Source organism: Eubacterium aggregans (assembly GCF_900107815.1).
Taxonomy (GTDB): domain Bacteria; phylum Bacillota; class Clostridia; order Eubacteriales; family Eubacteriaceae; genus Eubacterium_O; species Eubacterium_O aggregans.
On sequence record NZ_FNRK01000003.1, the window covers coordinates 159,239 to 176,032 of the forward strand.

The window sequence follows — 16,794 nt, forward strand, 5'->3', positions numbered from 1 at the left end:
GTAACAACAACATAGGGTCCGATGATCGGCGAGGTAAAGGGTGATGTGGCGGTTTTTAAAGGGGTTCCCTATGCAAAGCCCCCGGTGGAAAATTTGCGATTTGCACCGCCAGAACCACCTGATCCATGGAAGGAAGACCGGGAATGCTTTACATTTGGAAATTGTGCCATTCAGGAACCAAGCCTTTTAGTGAATACGACCCCCAGTGAGGATTGCCTCTACTTAAACCTCTGGGTTCCCACCAATTTAGAGGGTAAAAAGGCGCCCGTATTCTTCTGGATTCATGGCGGTGGGTACTACAATGGCTGCGGCACCATGAATTACTACGATGGAACGGCCTTTGCTCAAAAGGGGATTATTGTGGTTACCATCAATTATCGCCTGGGGGTCCTGGGCTTTCTGGGCCTTAAAACCCTGTACGATGAATTTGGGACAACGGGAAACTGGGGAACCCTGGATCAAATTGCGGCACTCAAATGGACGAAGGAAAACATTGCGGCCTTTGGCGGTGATCCAGAGGCCATCACCATTGCAGGGGAATCTGCAGGCTCCTTCTCCGTCTCAAACCTGGTCCTCAGTCCTCTAACCAAGGGACTCTTTAAGCAAGCCATTATGCAGAGCGGCTCGGTATTTGAAAACTTTGCCGCTGTCCCCTATACCCAGTCCATGCTTAAGCCCACCATGGATATGTCCGCTGCTTTTGCCCAGTCCCTGGGGGCAGAGGACACGCCCGAGGGCTTGGCCAAGCTTCGCCAAATGGACGCCCTGGATTTATGGAAGGCCGGGTTTTTCTCTTCGGATGTCACCGTATCCTGTCCCTTTGCCTTCTGGGCAACCCTGGATGGCACTGTCATCCCAGAGAACCCCGTGGATGCCCTGATGACGGGAAGGTACAACCCCTGCAACGTGCTCATGGGCTTTAACCAAAACGAAGGCATCGTCTTTATGTCCGATCAAAGCACAGAGGATGGCGCCAGGGATTATATCAATCGGATTTTCTCTGAAACCTCGGCAAAAGAAGTCCGAAACTACTACAAAGAACAGGGCCTAACGGATATGCAGTGCATCCCAGACCTGGTAACCTATACCTATTTCAAGGCAGGAATGACCTTCTTTAAGGAAACCCTGGCCCGCCAGGGTGCAGCGGTGTATGGTTATGAATTTGATTTTACCGGCGATGGCAATTACCCCATGCAGCAATTGGGTGCACATCACGCCCTGGATATTCTGTACGTGTTCGACACCATCGAAACAGCAGGCCTCACCGCTGGTGATGCCGGCGAATTCGTCGAAAATCAAATGCATGATCTATGGTGCAATTTTGTAAAAACCGGGAACCCCAACGAAGGCGATCCCTTGCCAGATCCCACGCTTTGGGAGAAATACAAGGACACAGATCCCAAAACCTATTACATTTCAGACAAGGTCCACTTCGGACCCACCGAGGATATGGGAAAAATTCGGTTTTTTCAGAATCTCAGCCCCGGGCCGTTGACGGTATATGTGGGTGATTGAGGGCTGTAGTAAAAAAGTATTTTAATATGAAAGAAAAGGAAAGGGGCTGTAGATTGATACGCCCCTTTTAAACTATCCCTATTTTGGCTTAACAAATTTTATGAAAGTCGGTGGGTCACCATGAAAAGCAAGGACTGTGAAGGTAAACCCCGGGATGAATACGATATAATCGTTGTAGGAGGCGGTATAGCCGGTTTGACCGCGACCGCTTATGCCTGCTTCCATGGTAAAAAGACATTACTGTGCGAAAAGGAGGAAAAAATCGGGGGCCTGGTCAATACCTTTTGGTATAGAGGGTTCGCCTTTGATGGTGGAATTCGAGCCTTGGAAAATTCTGGAATTTTGTTTCCAATGCTTAAGAGCTTGGGAATTGATATTTGTTTTAAGAAATCCCCGGTGGCCATTGGGATGCAGGGAAAATGGGTTAATCTAGAATCCCAAGGGCTTGAGGGCTATACCTCATTGCTTGAAAACTGCTTTCCCCATCAGCACGAGGATATTCATGGTATCATGCAGGAAATCAACCGAATGATGCAGTGCGAACAAATAATCAGCGGTATCGAGAATCCTTTGTTTTTAGATCCTAAAACGGTGGATGGCCGATATCTGATGAAGACATTGCTTCCCTGGCTGATTAAATATCAGAAAAGCATCAAAGTCATTCGTCAAAACCAGGAACCCATTGATACTTTTTTACAGCGCATTACACAGAATGCTTCTTTGGCGGATCTGATTTCCCAGCATTTCTTTAAAGGGACACCCGCTTATTTTGCACTCAGTTATTTTAGCTTATACCAGGATTATTATTACCCCATGGGTGGAACCAAAGCTTTGCCCCAAGGACTAATGGATTTTATTTTGAAAAAAGAGGGTAAAATACGGACGAATTGTTCAGTTACTGGGATTAATGAAATTGGGCATGGTATTGCTTTGAAAAATGGTGAACAACTAGGATATCAGAAGCTTATATGGGCAGCAGATCAAACCAGGTTATACCACTGTATTACGCACCAGGGACATAGACGTACCCATCAACATTATCAGTCAGTAGCTAAAGGGCAGTACGGAGACTCTGTGCTCTCTTTCTTTCTGGGGGTGGATTTAGAGGCAGACTATTTTAATGAACGTTGTGGAAGCCATGGCTTTTACACCGAAAGCCTCCTGGGATTATCCTCTTTGGAAAAGTGGCAAGAGCGGTTTTCCAAAGGACCAGAGGCACTTTACGAGTGGGTGCGCACCTATCTTGAACGGACGACCTATGAAATTGCTGTTCCATCCCTAATGGATGCCAGATTGTCCCCTAGGGGGCAGACCGGGATAACCCTCAGCACTTTAATTGATTATGAGCTCATTGAATGTTTTGAACGTTGGGGAGAATACCGTCATTTTAAGGCCTTTTGTACAAAGACGGTTATTGAATTATTAAGCCAGGGGATATTTCCTGGCCTTAAAGAAAAAATCCTGTTTCATTGTTGTGGAACGCCCCAAACCATTGAGCGTAAAACTGGAAATAGAGGCGGTGCACTAACTGGCTGGGCCTTTATGGACCATGGACTACCGGCGGAAAATCGAATGCAAAAAATTACAAAAGCCGTCGAAACACCCTTTGAGGATATTCTCCAGTGTGGTCAATGGACCTTCAGTCCCTCGGGTCTGCCTGTTTCAATTTTAACTGGAAAAATTGCGGCTGATCGGTGTTGTAAAAGATAGATGGAAGGATGGATGACCCATGTTTATGTTAATCCTCAGTATAGTCGGAATGGCAATGACAGGAATTCTTTTTTATCATTTCCCTCGGTTACCGCATTTTTCTGACAAAAAAGGAGAAACACCGACAGTATCGGTTATCATCCCTGCTCGAAATGAAGCTGAGAATCTTCCCTTAATTTTGGAAGATTTAAAAAAACAGACGATTCCGATCGTGGATATCATCTGTGTGGATGATTCATCCAGTGACGATACAGCGGCGGTGGCCCTGGCCCATGGTGCCTTCGTCATTCAGTTAAAGGAAAAACCGGCTCAGTGGATGGGGAAGTCCTGGGCCTGCCAATGCGGGGCGGCCCAGGCCAAGGGGGAATTATTGCTTTTTATCGATGCAGATGTACGCTTAGGCCATCAGGCCATCGAGGCGTTAGTACACCAACAAATGGTACAGCAGGCGGTTATTTCGGTGCAGCCCTATCATCACACGCAGCAGTTCTATGAACAACTTTCTCTCTTTTTTAACCTTGTACTCATCGGGGCCAATGGAGCGGCACTGCCAAAGCAAAGAGCCATTGGACTTTTTGGCCCCATTATTTTGATGGAACGGCAGGTCTATTGGCAAATTGGTGGACATGGTTCCGTTCGACAGTGTATTGCAGAAGATGTTTCCCTGGGAGAAATTCTTAAAGCTGCTAATATTCCATTTCAATTATTTATTGGCAATCACGATATCCGGTTTCGAATGTACGCTGGTGGTATTGGGGATTTAATCCATGGCTGGACAAAAAACATGGCGACTGGCGCCAGTAAAACACCAATACTTCGAGGAATTATGGTTTTTTGCTGGATTTCTTCATTGATAGCCGTACCCATGACCTTACCGCCTTTCCTGGCAGCAGGCCAATGGGGTTTTGCCAGTCTCTTTTTAACCCTATATGTCCTTTGGGTTGTCCTTTTGAAGCATTTATCAAAAGAAATTGGGGATTTCCGCTTTTGGGGGATCATCCTTTACCCCATACCGTTGCTGGCATTTTTAATGATTTTTATGGTTTCTCTCATTAAAAAAATCTTTGGTTTACAGGTTCATTGGAAAGGGCGGTCCATGGGGACAAGGTGATAGTATGCAGATCATTTTTCTATCGAAAGGGCAGACTCTTTTTCTATTCTTTCTTTTGTGGCCTCTCTTTCAGGTATCGGCGGCGTTGCTCTGCTATTATTTGCCTGATCGTTTTTTTGATCCCAATGCCTTTTGGTATCGTAGCCATCCTTTTGAGCAAGGTGGCCGAATTTACGCCAAATGGTTTAAAATTAAGCGTTGGAAACAATGGCTGCCCGATGGTGGGGCGGTATTTAAGCGAAAGGGATTTCGCAAGAAACATTTAAAGGAAACTTCTTGGTCTTATTTTAATCAATTTTTAATTGAATCCTGTCGGGCAGAGCTGACCCATTGGCTGGCCATTTTGCCTTTTTGGATTTTTGGATTTTTCGCAGGACCTGGAGTTGTGGGGGTTATGTTAGGCTATGCGCTGTTGGTCAATGTACCCTGTATCCTGGTTCAACGCTTCAACAGGCCTCGAATTAAAGCGATGATGGGGCGAATGGAGAAGTCAGAGGGATAGAGAAAATTAGCCGTTTTATGATGTGTTCGTTTAAATCCTTTTTAAAACACTCCCAGGGGAGTGAAAAGGCCCCTGTAAATGGTAGACGTTTATAAAAAATGAGAAACATCCTAAGTGCTACGGATTCGGACTGACTCTACATTCAGAAAAAAGGGGAGACATATCTAAAGCTTCCCACACAATTGGATGAATTGCAGATGTTTCAGAGATAAAAATAAACAAATATCTCCGGCATTACACTGCGGGGAGCTTGACAATCAAGGTTGTCCCCACAGGGATGTTGGGCTCCACGGTGATGGCACCGCTGTGGAGTTCGACGATTTTTTTGGAAAGGGTAAGGCCCAGACCGTTCCCTTTGGTGGCATGGGAGGAATCCCCTTGATAGAATTTTTCGAAAATCCGGTCCATGGAGGCGCCCTCAATACCCTGTCCTTCATCAGAAAAAGTGATGATGAGGTGCCCTGGTGCCTTTTCAATGTGAATGGTAATTTTTCCACCGAACGGTGAGAATTTGATGGCGTTGTCCAACAGATTGATCCACACCTGTTTTAAAAGCTCTTCCCCGGCATTGATGCCGATTTCTGGAGAATCAAAATCGATCTCCAGATTTTTTTCAGTCCATTTTTGTTCAAGGAGGGCCACCACACGGCGCAGTTGTTCGCTTAAATTGTAGGTGCTTTTATCCGAGAGGATGGATTGGTTTTCCACCTTGGAAAGATTGAGGACATTGGTGGATAGCTCCACCAATCGGTCCGATTCTTTGATGATAATGTCCAGATAGTCACTGCGCTCCTCAGGGGTCAGGTCCTCATATTTGAGGATTCGGGCAAATCCCCGGATGGAGACGATGGGGGTTTTAAACTCATGGGAGAAGTTGTTGGTAAAATCTGTCCTCAGGACCTCAATACTCCCTAATTCTTCGGCCATATGGTTAAAGCTTTGATTGAGGTTTTGCAGTTCCCCAGGACCCTTGAGATTCAGCCGGGTGTTAAAATCCCCATCGGCGAGATGATCCACGGCGGAGATAATCTCCCGGATGGGGGCAAGGGGGATGCGGCTGAAAAACCCTGCAATAAGGGTTCCGGTAAAGATGCTGATGAGTCCAAAGATAAAAACGGGCATGAGGGGACTCAGTGGTACGATGACATCAAACCATCCCCGGGAGCTTAAAAAGATGAAGATTAAAAAAATAAAGCTCATGGTAAACAGCATAATGACAAAGATAATCGATGCAAAAAAAAGGGCAAGATACTGCTGCTGAAGGCGGTTGGATGGTTTATTCACAATGCTTCACCGCCTTATAGCCGATGCCTCTTATGGTGACTAAATCAAACTCTGGATAATCTTCAAAGCGTTTTCTAAGACGATTGATATGAACATTGACGGTGGTATCCAGGGATTCTGATTCCATCCCCCAGATTTCATCCATAAGCTGGATTCGGGTAAAAATGACGTTGGGGGTACAGAGAAGCTTGTAGAGGAGGTAAAACTCCTTAGGAGGAAGGGGTTGGCGTTCCTTGCCTCGAATGACGGTTAGAGTGTCGTACTCCAGGGTGACAGCTCCAATGGTCAAAATCTTTTCATTCATAATCTGGGAACGTCGCAGCAGGGCTTTAATGCGCAGGAGCATCTCGTCCTCGTTGACAGGCTTGACCATATAATCATCGGTTCCTGAAAGAAAGCCCTGGCACTTATCCTCTGGTAATGCCTTGGCACTGACCATAAGGATAGGGGTGGAATCTCCGGCATTTCTTAACTCTTGGGTGAAGGTATAACCATCCATTTCCGGCATCATGATATCCAGGACGATCAAATCGATGTGCTGATTATCCATGAGTTCCAGGGCCAGAAGACCATTATCCGCAGTGTGGACATGGTAGCCAGCGTGCTTTAAAATTGCCCGCATCAAGCGTGCGGTACTTAAATCGTCTTCGACCACTAATATGTCAAACATGACATCATCCTCCTTTACTGATTATAGATTATACTATTATACCACGAAGAATAAAGTACAGATTAACAGATGATACAAAACAACCATTTGACAGTGGAAAGACTTCAACCTATAATAAATCCATAACGTCACAAGGGAGAATGAAAATGCACTATCTGGAACGAAGAAAAGATATCCTCAATCTCATTATGCAGGAGGGATCAGTAAAGGCCGAGGAGCTGGCTAAGCGCTATGCCGTTGGGGTCCCGACTATCCGTAGAGATTTAAAATATTTGGCAGAGGAATATGGTATTGAAATAGCTTATGGTGGCGCCTATCGGAAGGAGTCCCTGGCTAATCAACACGTGGTCGAGCTAAATATTACTCAGAAGCGGATGCACAATTTAGAAGATAAGCGTTTCATTGCGAAAAAAGCAGCGGCCATTGTAGAGGATGGCGATACCATTGCGCTTAACGTTGGCAGCTCTGTGGAGCTGGTGTTAGATTATTTGGAAGGGATAAATACGGTTAATATCGTCACCCTTTCCCTCAATGTTGCCCTACGGGCGTCTACCATTCCCGGGGCCACCATTTATATGCCTGGGGGAAAACTGCGGAATTATTCCGGTGCCTTTTATGGCAGCGAAACCGAAAGCTTTTTAAAGCGCTTCAATATCGACAAGGCTTTTTTGGGGGTGGTGGCGGTATCCATTAATAAGGGCGTGACCCACCCTTCCCTGGAGGAGGTAAAGACCAATCAAATTTTGGCGGATATTAGTAGTGAATGCTATTTGCTGGCAGATCACTCTAAATTTGATAAAACCTCCCTTATTAAGATGTATGATTTGTCCCAGTTCCATGGATTTATCCTGGATGAGGCTACCCCGGAAATTTACAGAGAGTATGCCCGAAATAATGATATTATCATTATTTAATGAGATGATGCTATAAAGTGAATAGAATAAATCATAAAAAGCACTAATGTTTATCAAACTTTAGTGCTTTTTATATTGACTTTTTGGTAAATGTGAATATAATATGAATATAAAGTAAATATATTGTTGATATGAAGTGGACGGAAAGGGGGAAGTCCACATTGGTCAGAATTCATTTATTTAACAGGAGAATTGGAAAGGTTAAAAATGAAACAGTATATTATGGTGATTGATGAGGGAACGACGGGGACACGTTCTTTAATCTTCAACAAGGATTTTCGCATTGTGGCCCAGAGTTATGAAGAGTTCACCCAGTACACGCCCAGCGAGGATAAGGTGGAGCACAATGCCATGGAGATTTATGAAAAATCCGTGGAAATGTGTCAAAAGGCCATTGCTCAGGCAGGAATCGATCCTGCTGACATCGCCGCCATTGGGATTACCAATCAACGGGCAACGGCGGTGGTTTGGGATAAACAGACAGGAGAGCCGCTGTACAACGCTATTGTGTGGCAGGATACCCGAACGGCGGCCCAATGCCAGGCCATTAATGATGGACCTTGGGGAGAAAAGGCGCGGAAGGCAACGGGATGGACGGTGGCTCCGGTTTATTCTTCCATGATGCTGAAATGGTTTATGGAAAATGTGCCGGCCATTGGATCTAAAATTGACGCCGGGGAAGCTCTTTTTGGAACCATGGATACCTGGCTGATCTGGAAGCTGACTGGGGGAAAGGTACATAAGGTCAGTTACTCCAATGCGTCGGTTATGGGAAGCTATGATTTACACACCGGAAAATGGTATCAGGAGTTCCTGGATTTTCTGGGGATTCCCGTGGACATTTATCCAGTGGTAGAGGACGATTCTGGTGATTTTGGTGTGACGGAGCCAGAAATCTTTGGCGCAGCCATTCCCATTACCGGGGTGATTGCTGATCAGCACGCAGCGCTGTACGCCCAAGGGTGTCGGAAACAGGGTTCCTGTAAAATCACCAATGGGACGGGGTCCTTCCTGGATGTCAATGTGGGCAATAAGCTGACCATTTCAGATGAGGGCCTGAATACGGTCATCGCCTGGAAAATTGGGGATGACATTACTTATGCCTTAGAGGGTTATGAGGATGTGACCGGCTCGGCGGTTCAGTGGCTTCGGGATGGCCTTCAGTGTATTCAAACCTCGGCGGAGACTGAAACCCTGGCCCGCTCCGTGGATAGTGCCAATGGTGTTTATTTTGTGCCGGCCCTAACGGGCTTGAGCGCACCCTACCACGATCCCTTTGCCCGGGGAACCATTTTTGGAATTACCCGGGGGACGACCAAGGCCCATATTGTCCGGGCGACCCTGGAAGGGATAGCCTATCGCCTCCGGGATATTCTGGATGTAGTGGAAAAAGAATCCGGGGTTAAAATGGAGCAAATCCGTATTGATGGTGGGGCATCAAAAAATGATTTCCTGGCCCAGCGTATGGCGGATATGTTAGTGGCCCAGGTGGATCGTCCCTTCTCAGTGGAGGCCACTAGCCTGGGCGCTGCTGAAATGGCTGGCCTTGCCGTGGGATTATGGCAGGAATCGGATTTTGATGCCTGTTTGGAAATTGAAAAATCCTTTGTGCCAGAAATGCCAGCCGAACAGCGGGAATCCCGTTATAAGGATTGGAAAGCGGCTATCCAGCGCAGTATTGGCTGGATGAATCGATCAGTGTAATCACAATGTTGGGGGATATCCCATGCAGTACACGGATGGGATATCTCCTCTCTGGAATTCTTGGGATGAGGTATGCAGAAGCATGAAAAAACAATTTGAAGAAGGGTGCCAAGCCATTTCGTGGCTAGACCAAAAGAAAATCACCTTTTCGGTGGACGATCGCAAGGTTGTGACCCTGGTGGGAGAGGTGGAATCCTGGCAGCAGGTGGTGGATGCTGGCCATGTTGCAGGAAAGCTAAAGGGTGTTAAAGGCGTCATCAATGAGCTGACAGCCAAGGGAATACCCACAATGAAAAAAGATTATTCCAGCGCCGCTCAGTCGGCTCGTGGCCTTGGTCAAATCGGGACCTATGATATTGTGATTGTAGGAGCTGGTGTGACGGGAGCGGGTATTGCACGGACGCTGTCTAAATACGATCGATCGATTCTGGTCATCGAGAAAAAATCTGATATCTCTGAGGGGACATCGAAATCCAACAATGGGATGATTCACTCCGGCTACGATTCTAAAGCCGGGTCCCTTAAGGCCATTATGAATGTTAAGGGAAATGCCATGTACACAGAGTGGCAGGAGGAGCTTGGATTTAAGATGAATCGCTGTGGCTCCTTTGTGGCCGGCTTTGATGAAGAGGATGAAAAATATCTCCAGGACTATTATGAGCTGGGCAAAAAAAATGGGGTTCCGGGGATTGAAGTGATGGATGCCGATGCTGCCAGAAAAATTGAACCTGCCCTTGGGAAAGAGGTTAAAAAAGTCCTATGGACGCCCTCAGCGGCCTATGTTGAACCCTATGAGGTGGTCGAAGCCCTGATGGAAAATGCCATTGATAATGGGGCGCGGTTAATGCTGGACACGGAAGTTCTGGCCATAGATCGTGAAGGTGAGCGGGTGACCACGGTGGTGACCAGCCGCGGGATCGTCAAGGCGGGATGTGTCATTAATGCCGCCGGCCTGTACGCCGATACCATCGCAGAAATGGCGGGCGACCGTTTCTATACCATTCATCCCCGCCGTGGAAGCTTGGTGGTGCTGGATAAGAAGCTGGGAGAAAAGGCGACGAAGGCCTTTATTGGCACACCCCCGAAGAACTTTACAAAGGGTGGCGGGCCAACCCAGAGCCCCGAAGGGAATCCCTTCTGGGGACCATCGGCCATTGAGGTGGCGGATAAAGAAAATACCGAAGTGGATGAGGAGGATTTAACCTTTATCATGAAAAAGGGGAAGCACCTCACCGATGGGATTACGGAGCGGGACATCATTACCTTTTTCTCGGGATGCCGGGCGGCTAATTATATCGAGGATTTCATCATTGAAGCGTCTGAGACCCTGGAAAACTTTATTCATGTCGCAGGGATTCAATCCCCGGGTCTGGCCTCGGCCCCGGCCATTGCAGAAGCGGTTGAAGCAATTTATACCAGTCTTCTTCCGGGAGCCCAGGTGAAAGATAATTACAACCCCATTCGTCCGAGGGTTAAACCCTTTAGGGATTGTACTCGAGAAGAACAGGATGCACTGGTGGCAGAAAATCCCCTCTATGGCCATATCATCTGCCGGTGCGAAACCATCACTGAGGCGGAAATCGTCGCGGCCATCCATGGCAAAATTCCAGCTCTTACGGTGGATGCTGTAAAACGGCGGACCCGGGCTGGTATGGGACGTTGCCAAGGAGGATTCTGTGATCCCCGGGTCGTTGAAATCATCGCCCGGGAATTGGGAATCCCAGAGGACCGTGTCACTAAATGTGGCAAAGGCTCCGAAGTTTTGTCCGGTCCGTCGCGAAAGGAGAGGGTGTAGCCATGAAGCGAATGAATATTGATTGTGCCATCATCGGAGGAGGCCCGGCTGGCCTGGCGGCCGCCATCGAAGCCCATCGTGGGGGACTGAATGTCCTCATTATTGAGCGGGATGTCTGTCTTGGCGGGATTTTACAGCAGTGCATCCACGATGGCTTCGGCCTGACCCGCTTTAAACGCCGCATGACGGGCGGACAGTATGCCCAGGCCTTCATCAACGAGGTCGAGGATGAGGGTATCGCCGTAAAGCTGAACACCATGGTCTTGGAAATCACCAAGGATAAGATAGTTTATGCCATCAATGACCAGGAAGGGATGCTGGCCATTCAGGCAAAAACCGTCATTCTGACCATGGGCTGTCGTGAACGGACCCGTTCCCAGGTGATGATCTACGGCAGTCGCCCCTCTGGCGTTTTAACGGCGGGTGCTGTCCAGCGGTATATTAATATGGAGGGATACCTCCCTGGTAAAGAAGCAGTGATTCTGGGATCTGGTGATATTGGCCTTATCATGGCCAGACGGATGACTCTGGAGGGCATCCAGGTCAAGGGCGTGTATGAAATTATGCATTCTGAGGGGGGACTCACCCGGAATATTGTCCAATGCCTGGAGGATTACGATATTCCCCTGCATTTAGGCACCACTGTCCGAAAAATCCATGGGAAGAAAGCCATTGAGGGCGTTACCGTGGCCAAGGTCGATGACAATCTAAAGCCCATTGCTGGGACAGAGGAGTATATCCCCTGTGATTTGCTAGTGCTTTCCGTGGGGCTTATTCCGGAAAATGAGCTGAGTGAAAAACTTGACGTCGAGATGGACCCCGTCACCAAGGGGCCGGTGGTGAATGATGAAATGATGACTTCCGTTCCTGGTGTTTTCGCAGCGGGCAATGTGGCGACGGTCTTTGATTTAGTAGATTATGTTTCCCTCACCGGTGAGATTGCCGCCCGGGGCGCCATCCGCTACGTGACGGAAGGGGAGACCCCGGTGGAAACCATCGAGGTGCTGCCCGGGGATAATGTAAGCTTCGTTTTCCCCCAGAAGATCCGTAGGGATACCCAGAATGAAGGGGTTCATGTGTTTATGCGGGTCCGTAAGCCGGATACAAAGGTGGCTTCCATACGCATCCAGGGGGGAGAGTCCCAAAGGATTAAAAAACACCAAGTGGTTAAACCCCCGGAAATGGTTTGTGAGACCATCGCACTTTCAGACCTTTTCCTGGATGAACCACTCATCATCGGAATGGAGAAATAGCCATGGAGAAAAGAGAATACACCTGTATCGTCTGTCCGAAAAGCTGCAAAGGGACTCTGTCCATTGCCGACGATGGGGGGATGACCACAGAAGGCTTTGACTGCAAAAATGGGAAGCAATACGCCCAGGACGAATATACCGCACCCAAGCGGATGCTGACAACCACCGTGGCCATTCGGAATGCGGTTTTTAACCTGCTTCCGGTGGCGGGAAGTGGTGAAATCAGACGATCCCAGATTCCGGAGTGCCTGGATTATTTATATCAGATTTCGGTTCAGGCACCGGTAAAAGCCGGGGAAATTCTGGTAAAGGATATTTGTGGCAGTGGTGTGGATATTCTTGCAGCCCGCAGCTTAAGTACAAAGTAAGACATTCAAAAGAAAGTGAGTCAATTAATGGAAGCAAAAGTAAAACACTTTTTACAATTGGTAGAAGCGCAGCTCCCGGAGGTGACCATCCTCACCCGGGAGGAGGAACGACTGATTTATGCCCATGGTTGTTACCCCCTGGAATATAAATGGCTGCTTCAGGGACCCTATAAATATTTGCCTGAAGCTATTCTCATGCCCAATAACACAGCAGAAGTCAGTGCGATTATGAGCCTCTCTGAAGCTGGCGACGTGGGAATCATTCCCTTTGGCGGCGGCTCCGGCATTGTCGGTGGCAGTATTGCTGAAAACCACGAGGTTATGGTGGATCTGAAGCGCCTGCGTCATTTTGAAATCAATGCCATCAATTGCACGGCAACGGGCGGTGCGGGCTTAACCGGGGCTGAATTTGAAAATATGTTAAACGAAGCCGGGTTTACCTGCGGCCAGTATCCCCAGTCCTTCCAGAGTGCGGTGCTGGGTGGGATGGTTTCCACCCGGGCCATTGGCACCTTCTCCACCAAGTACGGCAAAATGGACGATATGGTCAATTCCATGGAGGTGGTTCTTCCCAATGGGCATATCCTGCGGACCCATAAATGTCCAAAGGCCTCAACGGGTCCAGAGCTCGACCAGCTATTTTTAGGAGCCGAAGGGGTTTATGGCTTAGTGACAGAGGTGGAAGTTAAAATCTATCCCGTGGCAGAAAAACGTTATTTTGAGGCTTATACCTTCCCCTCGACAGAGCAGGCACTCACTGCGGTTCGCAGCTTTGTGCAGAACAATGTCCACCCAGCTGTCGTAAGGGTCTATGACGAGGAGGAAGCCATTCCGAAGATTGAAAAATACGGCTATGAAACAGGCCATGTCTTTGTCGTCTTTGGGTACGAAGGTCTGGCAAAACAGGTTGATTTAGAAGTGGAGTTGGTAAAGGCCTATTGCGAAGCCAATGGGGGTGTGTCCAAAGGCAAAGAACCGGGGTATGATTGGTTCAACTCTGGCTTCTCCACTAAAAAAATGCTGGATCATGATGCCATGAAGGGCGGGACTGCCGATGCCATTGAAGTAGCCGCACCCTGGGATTGCATTGCCAATGTTTGGCGGGAAATGCGCAAAGCTCTGGAGCCCCTGTGCACCAGTGTCGACTGCCATTTCTCCCATGTGTATCATACTGGGGCCAGTGTCTATGTTATCTTCCATGCCCAAACGGGAGGCGATGATTTTGATGGTGAACAGCGTTATAAAGAATGTCTGGATACCGCCATTCGGACAAGCCTGGCCAATGGGGGCAATGTATCCCATCACCATGGCAGTGGAAAAGCGAAAGCCCCTTATCTGGTGGAAGAACATGGACAAGCTGGTGTTGAAGTCATGCAAAAGATTAAAGATGCCTTGGATCCAAAGGGATTAGTCAATAAAGGAGTGCTGGGATTATGAGAGACTATACATTAAAAAATTACGAAGAGCAGCTGAATCATCAGGTGATCCATATGGACCAAGCGGTCTGCTATTGCCCAGAATTCCGGGCTTCCTGCATGATGCATGATTATCCCTCCAGACGGTTACAGCTGGCCCGTTCAGTTTTTAAGGGGGACCTGGAGGCCAATGATTTCATTGCGAATCTCCAATTCCAAAGTATCCTTTCCCGCCAGGGGGAGCGCTGGCAGAATTTTGGCGAGAACCCTGAGGATGGAACGGACGTCACCATCCTTTGCCGTGAAATGTTTGTACAGAAGGGCTACGGGGTATCCATTGCGGAAGCTTTAGAAGAAACCCTGGGCAAAAACGGAGGCCATATCTACGGGGTGAACCAACTGGATTACACCAATGGTCTGCCCATTGATCCCGCAAGCGATACCGCTCTGCTCATTGATGATGCCACAGCAGCCTTTGATGAATCCGGTATCGCTGGGGTTGGAAATTATTTTAAAAGAAAAGGGGAGTCCTTTATCCCAACATCAGCCAGACCGGTATTTCTCGGATTTGAATATTTCGCCCATGGCTTAGTTGACGCAGGCATTGCCCATCTCAAAGCTTTGATTGAAGACCTTGAGCACCAAGGTGTCAAACGGGTGATTGTCCTTTCTGCACAGGCCAAATATATGCTGACCACCTTAGCCGAAAAATTGGGGATGCCTCCAGCCTTCCAGGTTGAATACTTAGTGGATACCATGAAAGGGGCCCCGTGTGACACGCCCTCCTATTTATACGCCGGAAGCTTTAACCTGCGGTATTGCCAGGAAAGCCACCGTCTCAACACCCTGTATGACAACGCTGTCCAGGACCGTATCCCCACGAGTCAGGAGTTTACACCTTTGGTAAAGGGCGATGTCCGTCTCAATACCCTGACCATTTGGCAAAAGCCCTTGGGAGCAGAGTACCGTATTTTTGGAATGGCAGAATCCCTGCTTACAAAAATTGAGGAAGATGCTCTCCGAGATATCCGGATGGCTGGCGCTCAAAGCATCCTTTGCCTTGAACCGACAGCCTTGCCGATTTTAAAGAAAGCCTTTCCTGATTCTTCGGTCCATTCCTACCTGGAACGGCTGGCATAACAGTCATCATAAATATTCAACTCCCTTTCAACCAAGCCGATAGCTATGCTGTTGGCTTGGTTTATTTGTAAGAAAATAAAAAAAGAATTGACAATCTTAATTGTACGATTTATAATTACAGTTATAAAAAGTAACTATTAAAATTACAGAGGTGAAAAATGAAGGTTTGGATTATCGTGATTGTCCTTGCCGCCTTAATCGGTATTGGTGGATGGCTATTTTATAGTCGGCAAAACAACCATAAAGCAGGATATGAAACCATTTCCTCATCCCAAGCCAAGGGGATGATGGATACGGAGCAATCATTAACCATCGTGGATGTCCGTGAGCCTGATGAATATGCGGGTGGACACATTCAGGGAGCCATTAATATTCCCTTAGGGACTATTGGAAATGGTGGAGAAGGCCAATTGGCTGATAAACAGGCAACCCTTTTGGTTTACTGCCGTTCTGGGAATCGTAGCCGACAGGCTGCCGAAAAATTAGTCTCTTTGGGTTATGACCATGTTTATGATTTTGGTGGAGTGAATACCTGGACCGATGGATTAACGACAGAATAGTAGGAACAAAGGAGGTTTTTTATGACAGGAGAATTCATTGTAGCCGTACATTCCCTAGTTTACTTGAAGCATCACGACTATAAAGTTTCAAGTGAGGAGCTAGCAGATAATGTATGTACTAATCCGGCCCGTATCCGAAAGGTAATGGGAAAACTGTGCAAAGCCAAACTGGTCGTTGGCCATGCTGGAGTCGTCGGTGGGTATGAACTGGCAGATCCCTCTGGTGAGATTACGCTGTTAAGTATTTTTGATGCAGTGGGCAGCCATGTCATCAAGCAGCCCTGGCGTTCCGGGGATGTGGATAAGGATTGTCAAATTTCCTCTGGCATTGCAGCGGTAATGGATAAAATGTTTGAAGGAATGGATCAGGAATGTCGACAGTATTTGGCGAAGATTACCATTTCCATGGTTGAGAATCAGCTGTTTGAAGCAACGAATAATCAATAATCAGAAGGCTATTATGAAGTATGATGCAATTATCATTGGGTTTGGAAAAGGTGGAAAAACCATGGCAGGAGCTTTGGCCGGCCAGGGTAAAAAGGTTGCGCTTATCGAAAAAGATTCTAAAATGTATGGCGGAACCTGCATCAACGTGGGGTGTATTCCCTCAAAATCTTTAGTTCGAAGCGCACACCTATCGGATTTGAATGGTGGTGGCTTCGATGAAAAAAGCCGGCGTTTTAAGGCCGCTATTGCAGAAAAGGTCCGGTTAACGGATATGCTTCGGGGTAAAAACTATGCGAAGCTGGCAGACCATCCCAATGTAACGGTCTATGATGGAGAAGTATAATGGTCTCATAAATTAAGACATTTTTTCAGACGGATATTAATGAATCTGATATACTAAAAAGAG

At 47.5% G+C, this 16,794-nt stretch carries 16 protein-coding genes; 14 read left to right on the plus strand and 2 right to left on the minus strand.

Annotated features, from left to right (window positions below):
• Nucleotides 1-21 precede the first annotated feature (21 nt).
• The 4 genes from BLW33_RS03030 to BLW33_RS03045 all read left to right on the plus strand — a co-directional run bounded on the left by BLW33_RS03030 (nucleotide 22) and on the right by BLW33_RS03045 (nucleotide 4,838).
• On the plus strand, nucleotides 22-1,515 hold the full coding sequence (locus BLW33_RS03030; protein WP_090304903.1) for a carboxylesterase/lipase family protein: 1,494 nt from the start codon (nucleotides 22-24) through the stop codon (nucleotides 1,513-1,515).
• Nucleotides 1,516-1,635: 120 nt separating this feature from the next.
• Nucleotides 1,636-3,225 carry a phytoene desaturase family protein gene (locus tag BLW33_RS03035; RefSeq protein ID WP_090304905.1) on the plus strand — a complete coding sequence of 530 codons (1,590 nt, stop codon included), beginning with the start codon at nucleotides 1,636-1,638 and terminating at the stop codon, nucleotides 3,223-3,225.
• 55 nt (nucleotides 3,226-3,280) lie between these two features.
• Nucleotides 3,281-4,336, plus strand: a complete 1,056-nt coding sequence (locus BLW33_RS03040) for a glycosyltransferase family 2 protein (RefSeq protein WP_278286186.1) — start codon at nucleotides 3,281-3,283, stop codon at nucleotides 4,334-4,336.
• Between the two features lie 4 nt (nucleotides 4,337-4,340).
• Nucleotides 4,341-4,838, plus strand: coding sequence for a glycosyl-4,4'-diaponeurosporenoate acyltransferase CrtO family protein (locus tag BLW33_RS03045; protein ID WP_090304909.1), 498 nt, complete (start codon nucleotides 4,341-4,343; stop codon nucleotides 4,836-4,838).
• A gap of 234 nt (nucleotides 4,839-5,072) precedes the next feature.
• On the opposite strand, the gene BLW33_RS03050 is transcribed toward BLW33_RS03045, so the two are convergent.
• Both BLW33_RS03050 and BLW33_RS03055 read right to left on the minus strand, forming a co-directional pair.
• Complete coding sequence (locus tag BLW33_RS03050) at nucleotides 5,073-6,122, minus strand: HAMP domain-containing sensor histidine kinase (RefSeq protein ID WP_242911579.1); 1,050 nt, start codon at nucleotides 6,120-6,122, stop codon at nucleotides 5,073-5,075.
• On the minus strand, nucleotides 6,115-6,792 hold the full coding sequence (locus BLW33_RS03055; RefSeq protein WP_090304910.1) for a response regulator transcription factor: 678 nt from the start codon (nucleotides 6,790-6,792) through the stop codon (nucleotides 6,115-6,117). Before BLW33_RS03055 ends, BLW33_RS03050 begins: the two co-directional genes overlap by 8 nt.
• Nucleotides 6,793-6,938: 146 nt before the next feature.
• Between BLW33_RS03055 and BLW33_RS03060 the strand changes: the two genes are divergently transcribed.
• The 10 genes from BLW33_RS03060 to BLW33_RS14450 all read left to right on the plus strand — a co-directional run bounded on the left by BLW33_RS03060 (nucleotide 6,939) and on the right by BLW33_RS14450 (nucleotide 16,731).
• Nucleotides 6,939-7,706 (plus strand): DeoR/GlpR family DNA-binding transcription regulator, encoded by a 768-nt coding sequence (locus tag BLW33_RS03060; RefSeq protein ID WP_090304911.1) that lies wholly within the window; start codon nucleotides 6,939-6,941, stop codon nucleotides 7,704-7,706.
• Between the two features lie 207 nt (nucleotides 7,707-7,913).
• Nucleotides 7,914-9,410, plus strand: coding sequence for an FGGY family carbohydrate kinase (locus BLW33_RS03065; RefSeq protein WP_090304912.1), 1,497 nt, complete (start codon nucleotides 7,914-7,916; stop codon nucleotides 9,408-9,410).
• 82 nt (nucleotides 9,411-9,492) lie between these two features.
• A complete protein-coding gene (locus BLW33_RS03070; RefSeq protein WP_090304913.1) occupies nucleotides 9,493-11,205 on the plus strand; it encodes an FAD-dependent oxidoreductase in 1,713 nt (570 codons plus the stop codon).
• Between the two features lie 2 nt (nucleotides 11,206-11,207).
• Complete coding sequence (locus tag BLW33_RS03075) at nucleotides 11,208-12,458, plus strand: NAD(P)/FAD-dependent oxidoreductase (RefSeq protein ID WP_090304914.1); 1,251 nt, start codon at nucleotides 11,208-11,210, stop codon at nucleotides 12,456-12,458.
• A gap of 2 nt (nucleotides 12,459-12,460) precedes the next feature.
• Nucleotides 12,461-12,826, plus strand: coding sequence for a DUF1667 domain-containing protein (locus BLW33_RS03080; RefSeq protein ID WP_090304915.1), 366 nt, complete (start codon nucleotides 12,461-12,463; stop codon nucleotides 12,824-12,826).
• A 27-nt stretch (nucleotides 12,827-12,853) separates the two neighbouring features.
• The gene (locus tag BLW33_RS03085) at nucleotides 12,854-14,263 is read left to right on the plus strand and encodes an FAD-binding oxidoreductase (protein ID WP_090304916.1); all 1,410 of its coding nucleotides are present in this window, start codon (nucleotides 12,854-12,856) and stop codon (nucleotides 14,261-14,263) included.
• The gene (locus BLW33_RS03090; protein ID WP_090304917.1) at nucleotides 14,260-15,381 is read left to right on the plus strand and encodes a hypothetical protein; all 1,122 of its coding nucleotides are present in this window, start codon (nucleotides 14,260-14,262) and stop codon (nucleotides 15,379-15,381) included. The genes BLW33_RS03085 and BLW33_RS03090 overlap by 4 nt, the downstream gene beginning before the upstream one ends.
• A gap of 158 nt (nucleotides 15,382-15,539) precedes the next feature.
• A complete protein-coding gene (locus tag BLW33_RS03095) occupies nucleotides 15,540-15,941 on the plus strand; it encodes a rhodanese-like domain-containing protein (protein WP_090304918.1) in 402 nt (133 codons plus the stop codon).
• A 21-nt stretch (nucleotides 15,942-15,962) separates the two neighbouring features.
• Nucleotides 15,963-16,388: an RrF2 family transcriptional regulator gene (locus tag BLW33_RS03100; protein WP_090304919.1), complete on the plus strand. Its 426-nt coding sequence runs from the start codon at nucleotides 15,963-15,965 to the stop codon at nucleotides 16,386-16,388.
• Between the two features lie 13 nt (nucleotides 16,389-16,401).
• Nucleotides 16,402-16,731 carry an FAD-dependent oxidoreductase gene (locus BLW33_RS14450; RefSeq protein WP_090304920.1) on the plus strand — a complete coding sequence of 110 codons (330 nt, stop codon included), beginning with the start codon at nucleotides 16,402-16,404 and terminating at the stop codon, nucleotides 16,729-16,731.
• The last annotated feature ends 63 nt before the right edge of the window (nucleotides 16,732-16,794 follow it).